The organism is Marinomonas spartinae (assembly GCF_900089775.1).
In the GTDB taxonomy this organism is placed as follows: domain Bacteria; phylum Pseudomonadota; class Gammaproteobacteria; order Pseudomonadales; family Marinomonadaceae; genus Marinomonas; species Marinomonas spartinae.
Genome location: NZ_FLOB01000002.1, coordinates 654,998 through 671,770 on the forward strand (window position 1 = coordinate 654,998; position 16,773 = coordinate 671,770).

The window sequence follows — 16,773 nt, forward strand, 5'->3', positions numbered from 1 at the left end:
CATGGATAAATGGAATGATGAAACCAATGGTGACGATATACTTGAAGTTTATGAAAACCTCGATTTAGATAGGTTTTTATGTCAATTGTTGTCTTGTAAAGTCTGGGAAGTCCAAATGATTATCAAAATTTAAGTTTGAGTTGCTTTACGCTTTTTACTTGCATATAGTTTATTGATTACTTGCACATAGTTTATTGATTACTTGCACATAGTTTATTGATTACTTGCACATAGTTTATTGATTACTTGCACATAGTTTATTGATTAGTAGCAGAGAGTTTTATAAATGCCATCATTTGTTTTAAATAACATCAGCATATCAGCGAGAAAACACGGTTTCGTGTGTTTGTTGCTGTTTGTGCTATCGTTATTTTCGATGGCAATGGCAACGAACAGTATGATGTCGCCTTCCTCGAATATGATGTCTATGGAAGCGCATACCATGTCTGATTTATCAGTTCATCATATGTCTTCTGAAGAAGTTTCCTCTTGTGCCTCAACCTCGGCGGATGAATGTTCCAGTCTGACATCAGAGCATAATCATCAAAATTGTATGGACAATCATTGCAGTAACTTTTCAGCCTTACTGGTCAGTTACCATTCTTACTCTGACAAAATCACCTCTGTTCATACGGCTCTGTTGTCTGAATTTTACGTTTCTACCCATCCAAATACGCCTTACTTCCCCCCTATAGTCATTTCTTAAATTCGCTGTTTCACTCATCGCTTTCATTCGCGTTGAGATTTTATGAATTTAAAAATGAGTAGTCGAGCCAATGGCCAAACACAATTTTTTGGCATTCTGTCATGTATTACAGAGTGTCTATTGCCGTCGATTTTTAATCGGTAAAACGCATCGTATTGCCTCCGTTTTCCTATTGTCGTTACTGCCACTTGTTGCGAGCGCAGAAGTATTAAGCCTGCAACAAGCGGTGGAAAAAGCCGTCTCCCAAGATGATTGGTTGATTTCCAGCCAGCAAAAAGAAAATGCCATTCGTGCCTTAAGTCAAGGTATGACGGCGTTGCCGGATCCAAAAATCAATGTTGGTTTATTGAATATGCCAACCGACAGTTTTGATTTTAACCAAGAAGCGATGACGCAATTTAGCGTGTCGGTATCGCAGATGTTTCCAGCTGGCGATACCTTACGTTTAACAGGAGAAAAGTACGCCGCACAAGGCGATCAAATGCCCTTGATGCGAGATAATCGTCGCGCAATGCTGGCGATGGAAGTGTCAAATCTTTGGCTAACGGCCTACAGCTACGAAGAAAGTATCAAACTCGTTAAGCAAAATAGAACCTTGTTCGAACAACTTCACGAGGTAGTGGAAAGCAGTTATAGCTCGGCGTACGGGCGAGCCAAACAGCAAGATTTAGTGCGTTCTGAGCTGGAGTTGATTAAGTTAGATCATCGTCTAACACAGCTTCGCCAAGCGAAAGAAAATGCACTGAAAAAATTATCCCAATATATTCTTCCGGCCATGGCTGGTCAGAATAAAGCTGATCAAGAAATCACTCTGAAAACAACGGGTGAACCCATTATGGTAACCCCGTCTAATAGCCGTTCGTCGCTTTCATCGAATTCATTGGCATTGGCGGCTCGTCTGAGCCAGCATCCGTTGGTTCGCATTGTCGATGTTCAATCCAATACCGCGCAGATAGATAAATCGATTGCCGAGCAAAAGTACAAACCAGAATGGGGCGTTACCTTGGGCTATGGGTATCGCGGTGATGACCTAAGTGGTAAAGATCGAGCCGATCTGGCGTCGATTGCGGTGAGTGTCAGCGTGCCAATCTTTTCATCTAGTCGACAGGATGCTCAGGTGAAAGCTGCATCCTTACAAGTTGAGTCTTTTCTTTCTGAAAAGCAGCTGGTGCTGAATGAACTCATGGCGAAATACCGTGTTCTGACATCTGATATTACTCTGCTAGATCAACGAATCCGTCTTTATCAAACAAAGTTACTTCCTAGTTACAGAGAAAGCGCACAAGCCATGTTGAATGCTTATACCAGCAATGATGGTGTTTTTTCGGATGTGGTTCAGGCGCGTATCGCGACATTGAATGCGCATATTGAATTGTTGAATATTCGCATTGAGCGTTTCAAGCGCTTGGCAGAATTGAATTATGTGATGGCACAAGGTGAAGAGGTGAAACTCAAATGAAAGTAATCGGGTATATCGGCGTATTTGTACTAGGTGGCGTTCTTTCGGCTACGGGTTATCACTTTGGTCTTCAAGCATTTAATGCCATGAACGGGGAAATGAATGCTGGTGCATCAGTCACGAAAGGTGAAAAAGCGCCTTTATATTGGGTGGCGCCAATGGACCCAAATTACCGTCGTGACAAGCCGGGTCAATCTCCTATGGGAATGGATTTGATTCCTTTTTATGGCGATGATCAAGGTTCCAATAATCAGGGCGCTGGTACTGTGAGTATCTCGCCTGAAGTCGTTAATAACCTTGGCGTGCGAACAGGAAAAGTGTTTGAAGGCGTGCTGAAACCAGACATTCGTACTGTGGGCTATTTGGCCTACAACGAAGACAAGATTGTTCATATTCATCCTCGTGTCGAAGGTTGGATCGAAAAGAGCTTTATTAAATTCAATGGTGATTCAGTTGAAAAAGGTCAGCCTTTGTTCGATCTGTATTCACCAACCTTGGTGAATGCGCAGGAAGAATTTGTCTTTGCGTTAGCGCGCAAAGACCAGCGCATGATCAACGCGGGTGAAGAAAGGCTAAAAGCTCTGCAAGTGTCGAGCAGTTTTATCCAAGCGTTAAAGACAAAGCGCAAAGTGTCTCAAACAGTGCGATTTTTTGCGCCACAAAGCGGCGTTATTGACAACCTTGGAATTCAAGATGGTTTCTACATTAAGCCAGGCACAACTTTGATGTCGATCGCGGATTTGAGTGAGGTGTGGTTGGATGCTGAAGTGTTTGAACGACAAGCGCATCTTGTCGCGGTGGGTCAACCGGTTGAGGCTGTTATGGATTTCCTACCGGGGAAAACCTTTGCCAGTAACGTGGATTTTATTTATCCGACTCTAAATGCCAAAAACCGCACTTTGCGTGTTCGCATTCGTTTAGACAACCCTGAGCAACTTTTGAAGCCAGATATGTTTGCCCATGTTCGTATTGAAACCACGGAGCCAGGTAAAAAACGCTTGATACCAAAAGAAGCGCTAATTCGTGGCGGCGAGCAAAGCCGCGTGGTACTGGCATTGGGTGAAGGGCGTTATAAATCGATTGCAGTCGAAACCGGCGCGTTCGGTGATGACTACGTGGAAATTTTAGACGGCTTGGTGCTGGGTGATGAGGTCGTGACATCGGCGCAGTTTTTGTTGGACTCTGAATCCAGCAAAAGCTCGGATTTCAAACGCATGAATATAGACAGTGAGCAGACTTCAATGCCTGCCAGTGGCACTGAAATGGCTAACACGGCAATGTCTGGTAATGAAATGTCAGCAGCAGAACCTACCAACAATGTTTGGGTAGCTGCCCGTATTAATCGTATCGATGCGACAACACGCAAGGTGAATGTGGACCACGATGCTATTGCTGATTGGAATTGGCCAAAAATGACGATGGACTTTGCACTAGCCGATTGGTTAGAACTAGATGAATTACCGATTGGCAAAAATATTCAACTTGAGATTACGCGTGAAAGCAGCGTGAAGTTCATGGTCACTGACTATTTTGACGCTGACACTGAGTAGGGGAATATCATGATTGAAGCGATCATTCGTTGGTCCATAAACAACCGATTCATGGTGTTGTTGGCTACTTTTATTTTAGTGGGCGCTGGCTTGTATTCGTTAAAGAATACTCCCGTTGATGCCATTCCTGACTTGTCTGATGTGCAAGTTATCATTAAAACCAGCTATCCAGGACAAGCGCCACAAGTTGTGGAAGATCAAGTTACGTACCCGTTGACCACGGCGATGTTGTCTGTGCCCGGTGCTCAAACAGTGCGCGGTTATTCGTTCTTTGGGGATTCGTATGTCTACGTGATTTTTGATGAAGATACCGATATGTATTGGGCGAGAAGCCGAGTGTTGGAGTATTTAAGTCAGGTTGCGCCATCCTTGCCCAGTAACGCAAGGGCGCAATTGGGGCCAGACGCAACGGGCGTCGGCTGGGTGTATTTGTATGCCTTGGTGGATAAAACCGGTCAAAACGACTTGAGTCAATTGCGTTCACTGCAAGACTGGTTCTTGAAGTATGAATTACAAACCGTGCCTGGCGTATCGGAAGTGGCGCCCATTGGCGGCATGGTGAAGCAATATCAGGTAAGTGTGAATCCAGATAAATTGCGCGCGTTAAACATGCCATTGAGTCACATTCAAAATGCCATTAAACGCGGTAATCAGGAAGTCGGCGCGTCGGTCATTGAAATGGCAGAAGCTGAATACATGGTTCGAGCGTCTGGTTATATTCAGAGCGTCGAAGATATTGAAATGATTCCGCTTGGCGTCAGTGAAAGTGGCACACCGTTGACGATCAAAGATGTTGCAGACGTTGGTATTGGCCCACAAATGCGTCGAGGGTTAGCAGATCTCAATGGTGAAGGCGAAACTGTCGGCGGCGTGGTGGTGATGCGTTTTGGTGAAAACGCACAGAAAACCATCGAAGGCGTAAAAGCGAAATTGGAAACCTTGAAATCCAGCTTGCCAAAAGGCGTTGAGGTGGTGACGGTTTATGATCGTTCCGGTTTGATTGATCGTGCCGTGGAGAATTTATGGACCAAACTGCTGGAAGAGTTCCTTGTGGTTGCGTTGGTTTGTATGGTGTTTCTTTTTCATGTGCGTTCCTCTTTGGTGGCCATCATCAGTCTGCCTGTCGGTATTTTGACCGCCTTCATCGTCATGCATTTGCAGGGTATTAATGCCAATATCATGTCGCTTGGCGGTATTGCGATTGCCATTGGCGCCATGATTGATGGCGCAATCGTGATGATAGAAAATCTCCATAAGCATATGGAAAAAGTCGAAATGACCAAGGAAAACCGTTGGCAGGTTGTGACCGCCGCGGCTACCGAAGTCGGCCCCGCGTTATTCTTTAGTCTGCTTATTATCACCGTCAGTTTCGTGCCTGTGTTTACCTTGGAATCCCAAGAAGGACGGATGTTTGGCCCGTTGGCCTATACCAAAACCTATGCCATGGCCGCATCGGCGGCATTAGCCATCACTCTGGTGCCTGTTTTGATGGGGTACTTTGTGCGAGGTAAAGTCTTGCCTGAGCATAAAAACCCCGTTAATCGGGCTTTGATCGCGGTGTATATGCCGGCGTTAAAAGCCGTGTTGAGTTTTCCGAAAACCACCATTTTGGTGGCGATTGCTATATTTGCCATTGGTATGTGGCCGTTAAATAAGTTGGGAAGTGAGTTTATTCCTAACTTAGACGAAGGTGATTTGATGTATATGCCAACAGCGTATCCGGGGATCTCCATCGGACAAGCACGTCAGGTATTACAGCAAACCAATAAACTGATTGCGACCTTGCCAGAAGTGAAAACTGTCTTTGGGAAGGTTGGCCGTGCAGAAACCGCGACAGACCCAGCACCTTTGACGATGATCGAAACCTTTATTCAACTCAAGCCTCACTCTGAATGGCGAGACGGCATGACCAGCGACAAGATCAAGCAAGAGCTTGATCAGCTGGTCAAGATCCCTGGCATTACTAACGCTTGGGTAATGCCGATCAAAACACGAATCGACATGCTGGCAACGGGCATCAAAACCCCTGTGGGTATAAAGGTTGCAGGTCCTGATCTGAAAGTGATTCAAGATATTGGTTTGCAGCTAGAGAAAATCTTGAAACCAGTTGAAGGCACGGCATCGGTTTATTCTGAGCGTGTGGCCGGTGGTCGTTACGTCAATATAGACATTAATCGCGCGAAGGCATCGCGTTATGGGTTGAACATTCAAGATGTTCAAGAGCTTATCTCTTCGGCGGTGGGTGGCATGAATGTCACTAATACTATTGAGGGGCTTGAGCGCTATCCCATTAATGTTCGCTATCCACAAGAATATCGTGATTCACCAGAGCAATTAGCCCTTTTGCCAATCGTGACTCCGAATGGTTTACGAATTGCTTTAGGGGATATTGCTGATGTTTATGTGGAAGAAGGTCCGCCAGGATTAAAAAGTGAAAACGCGCGTTTAAACGGTTGGACCTTTGTGGACATTGAAGGTGTAGATATTGGCCGTTATGTCGAAAACGCACAAAAAATCGTAGCAGACCAAGTGCAATTACCAGCAGGTTATTCATTAAATTGGTCTGGTCAATATGAGTATATGCAACGGGCAAAAGAAAAGCTGACCTATGTGGTTCCGCTCACATTGGCCATTATCATTGTCCTCTTGTATATCAACTTCCGTAACTTCTCCGAGGTGGCGATCATTATGGGCACCTTGCCATTTGCTATGGTGGGTAGTATCTGGTTGATGTATTTATCTGGTTTCAACTTCTCGGTTGCAGTGGGGGTTGGCTTTATTGCGCTGGCTGGCGTGGCCGTGGAAATCGGCGTCATTATGCTGATGTATTTGAATCAAGCTTGGGCAGAGACACAAAAAAAATGCGCTGAAAAAGGCGTCTTACCTCGCGCGGACACGCTTTACCATGCGGTGCTTCATGGCTCTGGTATGCGAGTTCGTCCGGTGATGATGACGGCGGTATCCATCATTATCGGCTTGTTGCCAATTTTATATGGTACTGGAACGGGATCGGAGGTGATGAGTCGAATCGCTGCACCTATGGTTGGCGGTATGGTGAGCGCGGTCGTACTGACGTTATTAGTTTTGCCTGCGGTGTATTTTCTATGGAAAAAATCTTCATTGAAATGAGTGTTTGTTTCAATCGATGTAAAACGCGGTTTTTCAGAGCCGCACAAAATGCTGGTACAGGTGGGCTCCTCTTTGTGCCAGTGCAAACCAATATTAAGCTCAAAGCAATTAAACTTTAAAGGATCATAGTATGAACAAAATCAAATTAGCGCTTTCTGTATTCGCAATGACAGCTGCTGTAAACGTATATGCACACGGCATGATGACAATGACATACCCCAAAGACGGTGCCATGCTAATGGCTCAAGCAGAACGAGTAGAGCTAAATTTCCAGAACCCTATGAAAGTTGTAAGTCTCAAGGTAGTAGGATCTAAAGGTAAGCCCGTGTCGGTTCGGTTTAATCGTGACGGTGCAACAACGAAAAATTTTCAAACTATGTTACCAATGTTGGCGCCGGACAGTTATACAGTTCATTGGAAAGCAATGGGCGAAGATGGACACATGATGAAAGGCTCTTATGGTTTTATGCAGCATTAATTTGAACATTTAAACTGTTTAGTTCAACTGGCTAATTAGATTATATCTTTTAGGCTTTTCATTTTATAAAAAAGGGGCTGTATGATGTTAACGAACTGGGAAATCGCGCAATTATTGACACGTTGGTTATTGTATTTTGGTATATCAAGCGTTGTAGGTGGGCTATTTGCATTTTGTTTGTTGCGTCATCAGTCTGCTTTATTGAGTAGTATAAAAAGGTACGTACGAGGAGGTGCGTTGATTGGTTTAGCGGCGACAATAGCTTATTTTTTTATCCTCGTTGGTGGGGCGATGGAGGAAGGTCTTTGGTCTATGTTTGATCCAGAGATGGTCTCTATCTATTGGGATTCGCCTGCGGGCAGTACCTTAATCGCTAATGTGATTGGTTATTGCTTGGTGATCATAGCGTCATTTACCCTTGGGTCGGATCGTGCCTTCAGTCTGTGGCCATTTTCACGCCTTGCATTAATGGTCGCTTCCTTGGGCATAGCCAGTTTGATTTATTCGTTTTCATTCACGGGTCATGCGACAGAGCAAGCTTGGTATTATCAAATTATATTCTTTACTCATATCTTGATTGCTGCTTGGTGGTTAGGGTTGCTATTCCCTTTGTGGTTGGTTGCGCGAAAATCCACGCACCAGGAATCTAATCGAATCTTAGAGCGTTTTGGCGAACTTGCAGCGGTTGCTGTTTTGATTTTGATTATCTGTGGAGCATGGATGAGCTATGTTCTGACAGGATGGCAAGACTTATTCTCGTCAGACTATGGTTTCTGGTTGTTGGTGAAACTTGCTTTGGTCGTTGTTATTCTGGTGATGGCGGCATACCATAAATTACATCTTGTGCCGTTAATACTGAAACGCGGTAATACATTTCTTATTCAAAAATCTATTTTAATGGAAAAAATGATCGCTTCTTCTATTTTGGTGGTCACGGCGATATTTACGACGTTTGTTGGTCCTCCAATGCATTAATTAGAGGTGTATTTAAAGTGATGTTGTTTGGGGTGAAAGTTGATTGGGGGAAGAATAATGAGACAAAATAAAATCGTTATCATTATATTTGTTTTGCTCGTGTTTGTTAGCCAGATAATGACTTCTGTGGCTGGTCCAATGGCATATCACTCAATGCAACTTACTGCTACTGCTACTTATGGCTCGATGGTCGATCATAAGGCTTCGTTGCACAACGCGTCTGTTGAAACACACACAGATCAGTATGTTCAAATATTGCCGGTCACGAATGCGTTAGATTGTTGCAAAGACAAAAGCTCGTGTCCGATGAGCGTTTGCATGTCGATGGCCGCGATCATTGATCGTCAGTGGATTTATTACGGCTCTCAACTGAGTCAGAGTAGTGCTCATCTAGTTCAACAAGAGCTACCGTTGAATAGCTCTTCTTTATATCGCCCTCCGATACTTTCTTAATCTTTGGATGAATCCGTCGTTTTGTCGGACGCTCCAAGGCCACTAACCGTTATTTTCTATTATTAACCTTTTATCCACTACAGGGATAATGCCTGTATTGGATCTTCTCAAGAACATTGTTGGAGACAATTATGTCTTTTATTCATTACATTATTTGGTTGCACCTGCAAACAGGTGTTGTGGGTTTAATTAGATTAAGGGAGTTCAGTTTATGACAGTATTCAAACCTTCACACGAAGAGCAGAACAAATCATCGAGCGGTACAGTGCTTAGCCGTCGTCAGTTTGTATTTGGTGCTTCTGCCATGCTGGCTTTAACTACCATTCCGTTTTCAAAAAATGCACTAGCAAGTGCCATTGGCCAATCTTTAACTCAGTTATCTGGGAAAGTTTTTGATTTAAGCATTGATTATAAAACCGTTAATTTTACGGGAACGCCTGCTAGAGCAACGGTCATTAATCAACTGTTTCCCGGACCCTTGTTACGCTGGAAAGAAGGTGAAACGGTCACGCTAAGAGTAAAAAACAATCTTGATCATGACAGCTCTTTGCACTGGCATGGGATGATTTTACCGACAGAAATGGATGGCGTTCCTGGCCTTAGTTTTGCGGGCATCAAACCGGGAGAAACATTCGAATATAAATTTCCAGTTAAGCAAAGTGGTACCTATTGGTATCACAGTCATTCAGGTTTTCAAGAACAAACGGGAGTGTATGGCGCGATTGTTATAGACCCTAAAGAAGCAGACCCTGTTGTGTTTGATCGGGAGCATGTCATCATGCTGTCGGACTGGTCGGATGAGGCGCCTGAAACGATATATGCGAATTTAAAGAAGCAATCAGACTATTACAATTACAGTGAAAGAACGATGTCTGATTTGTTTTCTGATATCAAAAAACAAGGGTTGGTGAACACATGGAGAGCACGCTCCATGTGGAATCAGGAACGTATGAGTGACCGAGATATTTCTGATGTCACGGGCGCCACCTATACGTATTTAATGAATGGGAACCCACCGGCACAACCTTGGCAAGCACTCTTTAAACAAGGAGAAAAAGTTCGTCTTCGCTTTATTAATAGCTCTGCGATGACGATATTTGATGTGCGAATTCCAGGTTTAAAAATGACCGTGGTAGCGAGTGATGGACAAAATGTTCAGCCTGTTACCATCGATGAATTTCGAATTGGTGTTGCGGAAACTTACGATGTGATAGTCGAGCCGAAGATGGAGGATGCTTATTGTATTTTCGTTCAGAGCATTGACCGTTCTGGTTATACCGTTGGTAACTTCACGTCAGATGAAATGTTCACGGCCAAAATCCCTGATATGGACCCTATGCCGATCTTAGGGCATGGCGATATGGGCATGAATATGGAGGGCATGGACCACAGTAAAATGGCGATGGGTTCGGACTCTATGTCGGGCATGGAAGGCATGGACCACAGTAAAATGGCGATGGGTTCGGACTCTATGTCGGGCATGGAAGGCATGGACCACAGTAAAATGGCAATGGGTTCAGACTCTATGTCGGGCATGGAAGGCATGGACCACAGCAAAATGGCAATGGGCTCAGGCTCAATGGCTGGCATGGAAGGCATGGATCACAGCAAAATGGCAATGGGTTCAGGCTCAATGGCTGGCATGGAAGGCATGGATCACAGCAAAATGGCAATGGGTTCAGGCTCAATGACTGGCATGGAAGGGATGGATCTCAGTCAGCCAAGTATGGTTATGCCTACTTTAGGTTTAGCAGGTTACGGCAGTGACAATGAGATTAAGCATCTAGATTCAGAAAATGGTCCTCAAGTAGACATGCAATCAGGCATGCCTCAAAGCGGCCTTAACGACCCAGGTATTGGCTTAAGGGATCATCAAGCGAACTATAACCGTAAAGTACTGACCTACGCAGACCTAAAAGGCTTGCATCCTACTCATGATAAACGTCAACCCACTCGAGAAATCCAGCTGCATCTAACGGGCAATATGAATCGTTATATGTGGTCAATTAATGGAATCAATTTTGCTGATTCCGCTCCACTTGAATTGGCGTATAACGAAAGAGTGCGAATTACCTTGGTGAACGACACCATGATGATTCATCCCATGCATCTACATGGTGTATGGAGCGAGTTAGAAACAGGAGACCCTGATTACATTCCACGTAAGCATACTGTGATGGTTCAGCCTGGTTCAAAAATCAGCTATTTAGTCACCGCAGACGCCTTGGGGCAATGGGCATATCACTGCCATTTGCTATATCACATGCCTGGCATGTTTAGAAAAGTGGTCATCAAATAAGGAGAGTAATAAATGAAAAACTTTAATTCACTAGGCTTTACATTAGTGATGGCAACGGCTTCTGTTATGAGCTCTTTGTCTTATGCAGGTGCGGAAGATGACCCTTTATTAAGTTATGTCGCCATCGACCAATTAGAAAAAGGCCTTGAGTCAGACGATCCAATCAGCTTTAGTTTTCAAGCATGGGTTGGTTATGATATGGATAAAATCTGGCTTAAAACGTCAAGTGAATACCAGAATAGTGACGACCAGGGCCTAGAAGTACAGGCTCTATACAGTCATGCCGTAGCGCCGTATTGGGATATGCAGATGGGCGTAAGGCGAGATATTAAACCGTCCCCATCTCGTGATTGGTTGGTGCTTGGTTTCCAAGGTTTGGCTCCGTATTTTTTCGACATTGACGGTGCTTTCTTTGTTGGAGAAAAAGGGCAAACCTCCATTCGTTTAAGCATCGAACAGGAATGGTTAATCACTCAAAAACTGATATTAACGCCTGAATTTGAAATGAACGCCTATGGTAAGAGTGATGACGAGTTAAGCATGGGTGCTGGTCTTACTGATATCAATGCAGGCCTTCGACTAAAGTATGAAATAACACGTAAGTTTGCACCTTATATAGGTATAGACTGGAGTAAAAAGCTCGGTGCTACGGCTGATCTTGCTCGTGATAATGGAGATAGCATTAGCAACTCTCAGTTTGTCATTGGCGTAACGGCTTGGTTTTAATTTTTTTACAAGAAGTAAAAGGGATGTCAGTGAGATGAAAGATAAAAGTCTCACTAACATCACCATTAATTTCTACGATATAAAAGAAAGGACAATACCATGATGAACGAAAGTATGTTTGGTAGCACAATGTGGGCAGGACACTGGTTATGGATGTTAGTGATTGCGACCTTAGTCGTTATACCTGTCTATAGAATATGCAAGCGAGCTGGATATTCTGGCTGGCTGGGACTGCTGATACTGGTCCCAATGGTCAATCTGATTTTGTTGTATTTCATTGCTTTTTCTGACTGGCCCGCGAGTAAAAAAGGAGCACAGGATGAGTGAGCATTCGAATCATCATGAACATAAAAGCCACGGTGTACATGACCCTGTGTGCAAAATGTCAGTGGATCCCCAAACTGCAGATTATAGCAGTCAGCATGCCGGAAAAACTTGGTATTTCTGTTCTTCCGGTTGTCAGTCGAAGTTCGATAATAATCCAGAAAAGTATCTCAGTGAAGAAAATGAGCAGACAGAGTCGGTTGCATCCGGAACCATGTTTACCTGTCCTATGCATCCAGAAATTCGTCAACAAGGCCCGGGTGAATGCCCAATTTGTGGCATGTCGCTTGAACCTGAGGCGGTAAGCCTCGACGACGGCCCTTCCGAAGAACTTGCTTACATGACTCGTCGATTCTGGATTGGTTTGGCCCTTGCTCTTCCGGTTTTTTTGATCGAAATGGGAGGTCATCTTTTTAATATTGACCACATTGTGTCGCCACAAACATCCAACTGGATTCAGTTAGTTTTAGCGACGCCAGTGGTCGTTTGGTGTGGTCTTCCATTCTTTGTACGTGGTTGGAAATCAGTACTCAGTCGCAATCTTAATATGTTCACACTTATTGCCATCGGTACGGGCGTCTCTCTGTTGTACAGTCTTGTCGCGACCTTGGCTCCGCAGATATTTCCTGACGCTTTTCACGCGGACGATGGCTCGGTCGCAGTGTACTTCGAGGCGTCCGCTGTCATTGTTGTACTAGTGTTGCTGGGACAGGTACTTGAACTCCAAGCTCGAGAAAAAACCTCTGGGGCTATCAAAGCCCTATTAGATCTGGCTCCAGCCACGGCAAGAAAACTGGACGATGATGGTAGTGAGTCTGATGTGTCGCTCGATCAAATAAAGGTTGGTGATCGATTGCGAGTTCGGCCAGGCGATAAGGTGCCTCTAGATGGCGAAGTGCTTGAGGGTAGTTCCAACGTTGATGAATCCATGGTCACTGGTGAACCCTTGGCTATTACTAAGAAAACTGGAGATCAGGTAATTGGTGGTAGCATAAATCAGCAAGGCAGTTTTATTTTACGAGCCGACAAAGTCGGACGAGACACAATGCTATCTCAGATCGTCCAGATGGTCGCCAGTGCGCAGCGAAGTCGTGCGCCTATTCAGGGAATGGCTGACAAAATGGCTGGTTGGTTCGTCCCAGTTGTTCTGCTGGTCTCTATCATTGCGTTCGGGGTCTGGTCTATCGTCGGTCCAACGCCGCCCATGGCCTTTGGTCTGATTGCCGCTGTGAGTGTGCTGATTATTGCATGTCCCTGTGCGCTTGGTCTGGCGACGCCTATGTCTATCATGGTCGGTGTCGGTCGTGGTGCTCAGGTTGGTGTCTTGATACGAGATGCCGAGGCGTTAGAGCGGATGGAGAAAGTAGACACAGTGGTAGTGGATAAAACCGGGACTTTAACAGAGGGTAAACCTCAGGTGACAAAGCTGGTCTCGGCAAATGGTTTCAGCGATGAGGACTTGATGCGTTATTCCGGTAGCCTTGAAAAGGGCAGCGAGCACCCTTTGGCACATGCTATTTTGGATAAAGCTAAAACAATGAACCTAACATTACCAGACGCCATAGATTTCGACTCTCCAAACGGCAAAGGCGTTACTGGTGAAGTCGATGGAAAAAGGGTTCTGCTTGGTAATCGATTGTTAATGCAGTCAGAAAATGTTGATACATCCGCCTTTGAGGAAGAAGCCAATCAACTTCGAGAGGACGGTGCAACAGTAATTTTTGCCGCAGTTGATGGAAAGGTTTGTGGTTTGCTGGCGATTGCAGACCCGATCAAGGACACCACTAAAGCGGCAATAGCCGCTCTGCAGAATGAAGGGATTCGTGTGGTTATGCTGACCGGAGATAATCGTACCTCTGCCGAAGCTGTAGCTCGAAAACTCCACATTGATGAAGTGAAGGCAGAAGTATTGCCGGAAGATAAAGGCAATGTTATTCAACAGCTTAAAAATGAGGGTCGTGTTGTTGTTATGGCTGGTGATGGTGTTAATGATGCGCCAGCCTTGGCAACCGCAGATGTAGGTATTGCCATGGGGACAGGAACCGACGTGGCTATCGAAAGTGCGGGTATTACTCTATTACGTGGCGATCTGATGGGCATCGTGGAGGCACGGCGATTATCCCTGGCAACCATGCGTAATATTCGACAGAACCTGTTCTTTGCATTCATTTATAACATGGCAGGAGTACCGATTGCTGCAGGAGTACTTTATCCGTTTACAGGTATTCTCTTATCGCCTATTTTTGCCGCTGTAGCTATGTCGCTCTCCTCGGTGAGTGTCATACTAAATGCTTTAAGGTTGCGTGCGGTAAAATTATCAGATAGCCAAATTAATAGTAAATAGCTAATTTTGAAAGAGGTGAATATATGAAGGTAATAAATAAAAGCATTGCAGCTTCAATCTTAACGTTAGTAAGTGCTAGCGTGTTTGCACAACCTATAATAGATCTCTACAAGTCTCCGACATGTGGTTGTTGTGTTAAATGGGGTGAGCTAATGGAGGCAGAGGGGTATACCGTTAATTATCATCACACAGAAGACTGGTCCTCTTTAAAGAAAGATGCGGGTATGCCCATGCAACTACAGTCGTGTCACACCGCTGTTATCGACGGTTACTTAATTGAAGGGCATGTGCCAGAACAAGATGTGGCACGTTTAATACTTGAGAAACCTGAAAATGTATCAGGGTTGGCTGTGCCTGGAATGCCAAGGTATTCTCCTGGCATGGCTGCAAAAGGTCAGCAATACAAAGATTTTAATGTGATTCAGTTTAGCCAAAAAGGAACGATGACAGTTTATCAACAATATTGATAAACGATAAATCCATCAAATCCAACAGGTTATCAAGCTGAAAGGAAAAAGCCGAGCTATGAAGTGACCCCCAATAGTTGGACTATCCAATTACTGGGGGTCTTTTTATGTCTAAGTACAATAGACGTTCAATTCTCATACTTCGGTATATATCCCTATCTATATGTCTATAAAGAATATGATTAATCTGGATTTATTAGACTTTGCTATACAGTATTAAACTCGAAAATCTTTATGAAGTTTCTGCCAATGCGCTTTTAGCTGTTGTTTGTGCTCTTCATTCATCGGTAGGTTTTTTAAAGCCTCAGGCCAAAGGCTTCTCGCTTTTTTCATCACATCATCCAGATGCGGTTTGATCGCTCGCCATGGAATATCTGATTTAGTAGCCCAATGTTCAAAGTGCTTATATGAGACATCGTACCAAGCTTTTGTCTTAGCTAGATTAAGGGCAAAGTGTTGCTCGCTTTTAATATAAACACTGGTGGTGACTATGTCGTAAGCGGGGGAAAGTCTGGGTGTGACTTGATCTGTATACAGTAAGCTCCAGTTTTTCAAATGGGCGTCGCCGTTTGCTAATAGGATGTTGGTGAGTATACGACGAGCAAGTTGCTGGACATCACTTAAACCATTACCAGAAAACTGATACAGGATTTTTGCTATTTGTTCGTAGTTGCCAGAACTGTATTTTTCATGTGGGTACTTCACAAGAACTTGAGCAAAGTCTTCCATGTGAATGCGTTGGTCGTCACGCCGATCAAACCGTTTTATGGCGAAAGCTAATTTTTCATCCGGAAGGTTGATTTGAGGAAGGTTGTCTAATTGGTCTATCTCGACCAATTTTATTTCAGGAATATCCACGCCAATGAGAGAAGCGAGAGTCATGGCAGTAAACTCATTGGCGGGCACTTCTTTGTGTTTAGTGGAGGGTGTTTTCACAATCCAATCGCCAAGCACATTGTCTTTCGACAAATTATATCGACCGTCTTTTTCCGTCATGGAAAACTTCATTTGAACACCAGCCAAGGAAAACTTGTTCTCTTGGCTTAGTTTGTCGAATTTAACCGCTTTTAGTTGGCCATGAGATGAGAATAAATGTAGAGGAACATCTTCAGGCTCCATCGGTTCAGCGACTAATGCGCCCGGTAAATCCATGCCCAGATAAGACAAAATATGAAACTCATTATCAACATGGGTTTTGAGTCCTTGAGCGATCAGCTCTCGCAAAGAACCTTCAGGCAATAGATTAGACAAAATAGGGTGCAAGCGTTGGTTGGTCGCCCATGGCTCTGATAGCATTTTATCAGCACGCGGAAAATTTTGATGGGTGGTTAAGCTAAAAGTGGGGCGCGCTATATTAGATTGAAAGCTTTCAGCAAAATGAAGAATATTACGTCCATTTTTTGCCCCTGCCAAATACCCCACTAGATGGCCATGTAATGTCAACTTAAGAACACTAATTTCCGTTGTCATCTTCGTCCCCATCTTCTAGTAATCCTTTCCATAGATCATCCGATAGTTTTTTTTGTTCATCAGAATGATCAGGCTGTTTGTGCGGTAAAGATGTGTTGTCACCATCGCTTTCAAGAACCGCTAAAACAGCATTCAGCTTTTCTTTTGGAATCAGCATGACGTCGCTATTGAGACCCTTGGCAATCAGTTCAAGCGTATCGAGTCTTGGATTGCCTTTTGCTTCAAGCCGTTGGTACTGCTGCCTAGAAATGCCAACACGCATTAGCATGTCATTCTGCTTGAGTTTCAGTGCTAAACGGCGATGTTTGATTTGCTGTAGTAGGTTTATCATAAGGAAACTAATAAGTTGTTTTTTAATATATAGAAACATATTAGTTGCTATTTTTATTTAAG

The 16,773-nt window shown here is 44.2% G+C and carries 14 protein-coding genes; 12 read left to right on the top strand and 2 right to left on the bottom strand.

What is annotated here, in order from left to right:
- Positions 1–286: 286 nt before the first annotated feature.
- From MSP8886_RS07210 to MSP8886_RS07265, 12 genes are all read left to right on the top strand, one after another.
- Positions 287–706: a hypothetical protein gene (locus tag MSP8886_RS07210; RefSeq protein ID WP_067014159.1), complete on the top strand. Its 420-nt coding sequence runs from the start codon at positions 287–289 to the stop codon at positions 704–706.
- 70 nt (positions 707–776) lie between these two features.
- The gene (locus MSP8886_RS07215) at positions 777–2,165 is read left to right on the top strand and encodes a TolC family protein (RefSeq protein ID WP_083200853.1); all 1,389 of its coding nucleotides are present in this window, start codon (positions 777–779) and stop codon (positions 2,163–2,165) included.
- Positions 2,162–3,715 carry an efflux RND transporter periplasmic adaptor subunit gene (locus MSP8886_RS07220; protein WP_067014161.1) on the top strand — a complete coding sequence of 518 codons (1,554 nt, stop codon included), beginning with the start codon at positions 2,162–2,164 and terminating at the stop codon, positions 3,713–3,715. Before MSP8886_RS07215 ends, MSP8886_RS07220 begins: the two co-directional genes overlap by 4 nt.
- 9 nt (positions 3,716–3,724) lie before the next feature.
- Entirely contained in the window at positions 3,725–6,844 is a 3,120-nt protein-coding gene (locus tag MSP8886_RS07225) for an efflux RND transporter permease subunit (RefSeq protein ID WP_067014163.1), read from the top strand.
- A 130-nt stretch (positions 6,845–6,974) separates the two neighbouring features.
- Positions 6,975–7,322, top strand: coding sequence for a copper resistance CopC family protein (locus MSP8886_RS07230; protein ID WP_067014165.1), 348 nt, complete (start codon positions 6,975–6,977; stop codon positions 7,320–7,322).
- Positions 7,323–7,403: 81 nt separating this feature from the next.
- Positions 7,404–8,297 carry a CopD family protein gene (locus MSP8886_RS07235; RefSeq protein WP_083200854.1) on the top strand — a complete coding sequence of 298 codons (894 nt, stop codon included), beginning with the start codon at positions 7,404–7,406 and terminating at the stop codon, positions 8,295–8,297.
- A 57-nt stretch (positions 8,298–8,354) separates the two neighbouring features.
- On the top strand, positions 8,355–8,750 hold the full coding sequence (locus MSP8886_RS07240) for a hypothetical protein (protein WP_067014169.1): 396 nt from the start codon (positions 8,355–8,357) through the stop codon (positions 8,748–8,750).
- 211 nt (positions 8,751–8,961) lie between these two features.
- Positions 8,962–11,049, top strand: a complete 2,088-nt coding sequence (locus MSP8886_RS07245; RefSeq protein ID WP_067014171.1) for a copper resistance system multicopper oxidase — start codon at positions 8,962–8,964, stop codon at positions 11,047–11,049.
- Positions 11,050–11,061: 12 nt separating this feature from the next.
- Positions 11,062–11,775: a copper resistance protein B gene (locus MSP8886_RS07250; protein WP_067014173.1), complete on the top strand. Its 714-nt coding sequence runs from the start codon at positions 11,062–11,064 to the stop codon at positions 11,773–11,775.
- Between the two features lie 99 nt (positions 11,776–11,874).
- On the top strand, positions 11,875–12,102 hold the full coding sequence (locus tag MSP8886_RS07255; RefSeq protein WP_067014175.1) for a hypothetical protein: 228 nt from the start codon (positions 11,875–11,877) through the stop codon (positions 12,100–12,102).
- Complete coding sequence (locus MSP8886_RS07260) at positions 12,095–14,443, top strand: heavy metal translocating P-type ATPase (RefSeq protein ID WP_067014176.1); 2,349 nt, start codon at positions 12,095–12,097, stop codon at positions 14,441–14,443. The genes MSP8886_RS07255 and MSP8886_RS07260 overlap by 8 nt, the downstream gene beginning before the upstream one ends.
- Before the next feature lie 152 nt (positions 14,444–14,595).
- On the top strand, positions 14,596–14,910 hold the full coding sequence (locus MSP8886_RS07265; protein WP_245659051.1) for a DUF411 domain-containing protein: 315 nt from the start codon (positions 14,596–14,598) through the stop codon (positions 14,908–14,910).
- Between the two features lie 216 nt (positions 14,911–15,126).
- Here MSP8886_RS07265 and MSP8886_RS07270 read toward each other — a convergent pair whose 3' ends face one another.
- Both MSP8886_RS07270 and MSP8886_RS07275 read right to left on the bottom strand, forming a co-directional pair.
- Positions 15,127–16,380, bottom strand: a complete 1,254-nt coding sequence (locus MSP8886_RS07270) for a type II toxin-antitoxin system HipA family toxin (protein WP_067014180.1) — start codon at positions 16,378–16,380, stop codon at positions 15,127–15,129.
- Positions 16,364–16,711 carry a helix-turn-helix transcriptional regulator gene (locus tag MSP8886_RS07275; protein ID WP_067014565.1) on the bottom strand — a complete coding sequence of 116 codons (348 nt, stop codon included), beginning with the start codon at positions 16,709–16,711 and terminating at the stop codon, positions 16,364–16,366. The genes MSP8886_RS07270 and MSP8886_RS07275 overlap by 17 nt, the downstream gene beginning before the upstream one ends.
- Between the last annotated feature and the right edge of the window lie 62 nt (positions 16,712–16,773).

Excerpts from the sequence above, each read along its gene's own strand:
- MSP8886_RS07210 (WP_067014159.1), top strand. The coding sequence starts at position 287 with ATGCCATCATTTGTTTTAAATAACATCAGCATATCAGCGAGAAAACAC.
- MSP8886_RS07215 (WP_083200853.1), top strand. The coding sequence starts at position 777 with ATGGCCAAACACAATTTTTTGGCATTCTGTCATGTATTACAGAGTGTC.
- MSP8886_RS07220 (WP_067014161.1), top strand. The coding sequence starts at position 2,162 with ATGAAAGTAATCGGGTATATCGGCGTATTTGTACTAGGTGGCGTTCTT.
- MSP8886_RS07225 (WP_067014163.1), top strand. The coding sequence starts at position 3,725 with ATGATTGAAGCGATCATTCGTTGGTCCATAAACAACCGATTCATGGTG.
- MSP8886_RS07230 (WP_067014165.1), top strand. The coding sequence starts at position 6,975 with ATGAACAAAATCAAATTAGCGCTTTCTGTATTCGCAATGACAGCTGCT.
- MSP8886_RS07235 (WP_083200854.1), top strand. The coding sequence starts at position 7,404 with ATGATGTTAACGAACTGGGAAATCGCGCAATTATTGACACGTTGGTTA.
- MSP8886_RS07240 (WP_067014169.1), top strand. The coding sequence starts at position 8,355 with ATGAGACAAAATAAAATCGTTATCATTATATTTGTTTTGCTCGTGTTT.
- MSP8886_RS07245 (WP_067014171.1), top strand. The coding sequence starts at position 8,962 with ATGACAGTATTCAAACCTTCACACGAAGAGCAGAACAAATCATCGAGC.
- MSP8886_RS07250 (WP_067014173.1), top strand. The coding sequence starts at position 11,062 with ATGAAAAACTTTAATTCACTAGGCTTTACATTAGTGATGGCAACGGCT.
- MSP8886_RS07255 (WP_067014175.1), top strand. The coding sequence starts at position 11,875 with ATGATGAACGAAAGTATGTTTGGTAGCACAATGTGGGCAGGACACTGG.
- MSP8886_RS07260 (WP_067014176.1), top strand. The coding sequence starts at position 12,095 with ATGAGTGAGCATTCGAATCATCATGAACATAAAAGCCACGGTGTACAT.
- MSP8886_RS07265 (WP_245659051.1), top strand. The coding sequence starts at position 14,596 with ATGGAGGCAGAGGGGTATACCGTTAATTATCATCACACAGAAGACTGG.
- MSP8886_RS07270 (WP_067014180.1), bottom strand. The coding sequence starts at position 16,380 with ATGACAACGGAAATTAGTGTTCTTAAGTTGACATTACATGGCCATCTA.
- MSP8886_RS07275 (WP_067014565.1), bottom strand. The coding sequence starts at position 16,711 with ATGATAAACCTACTACAGCAAATCAAACATCGCCGTTTAGCACTGAAA.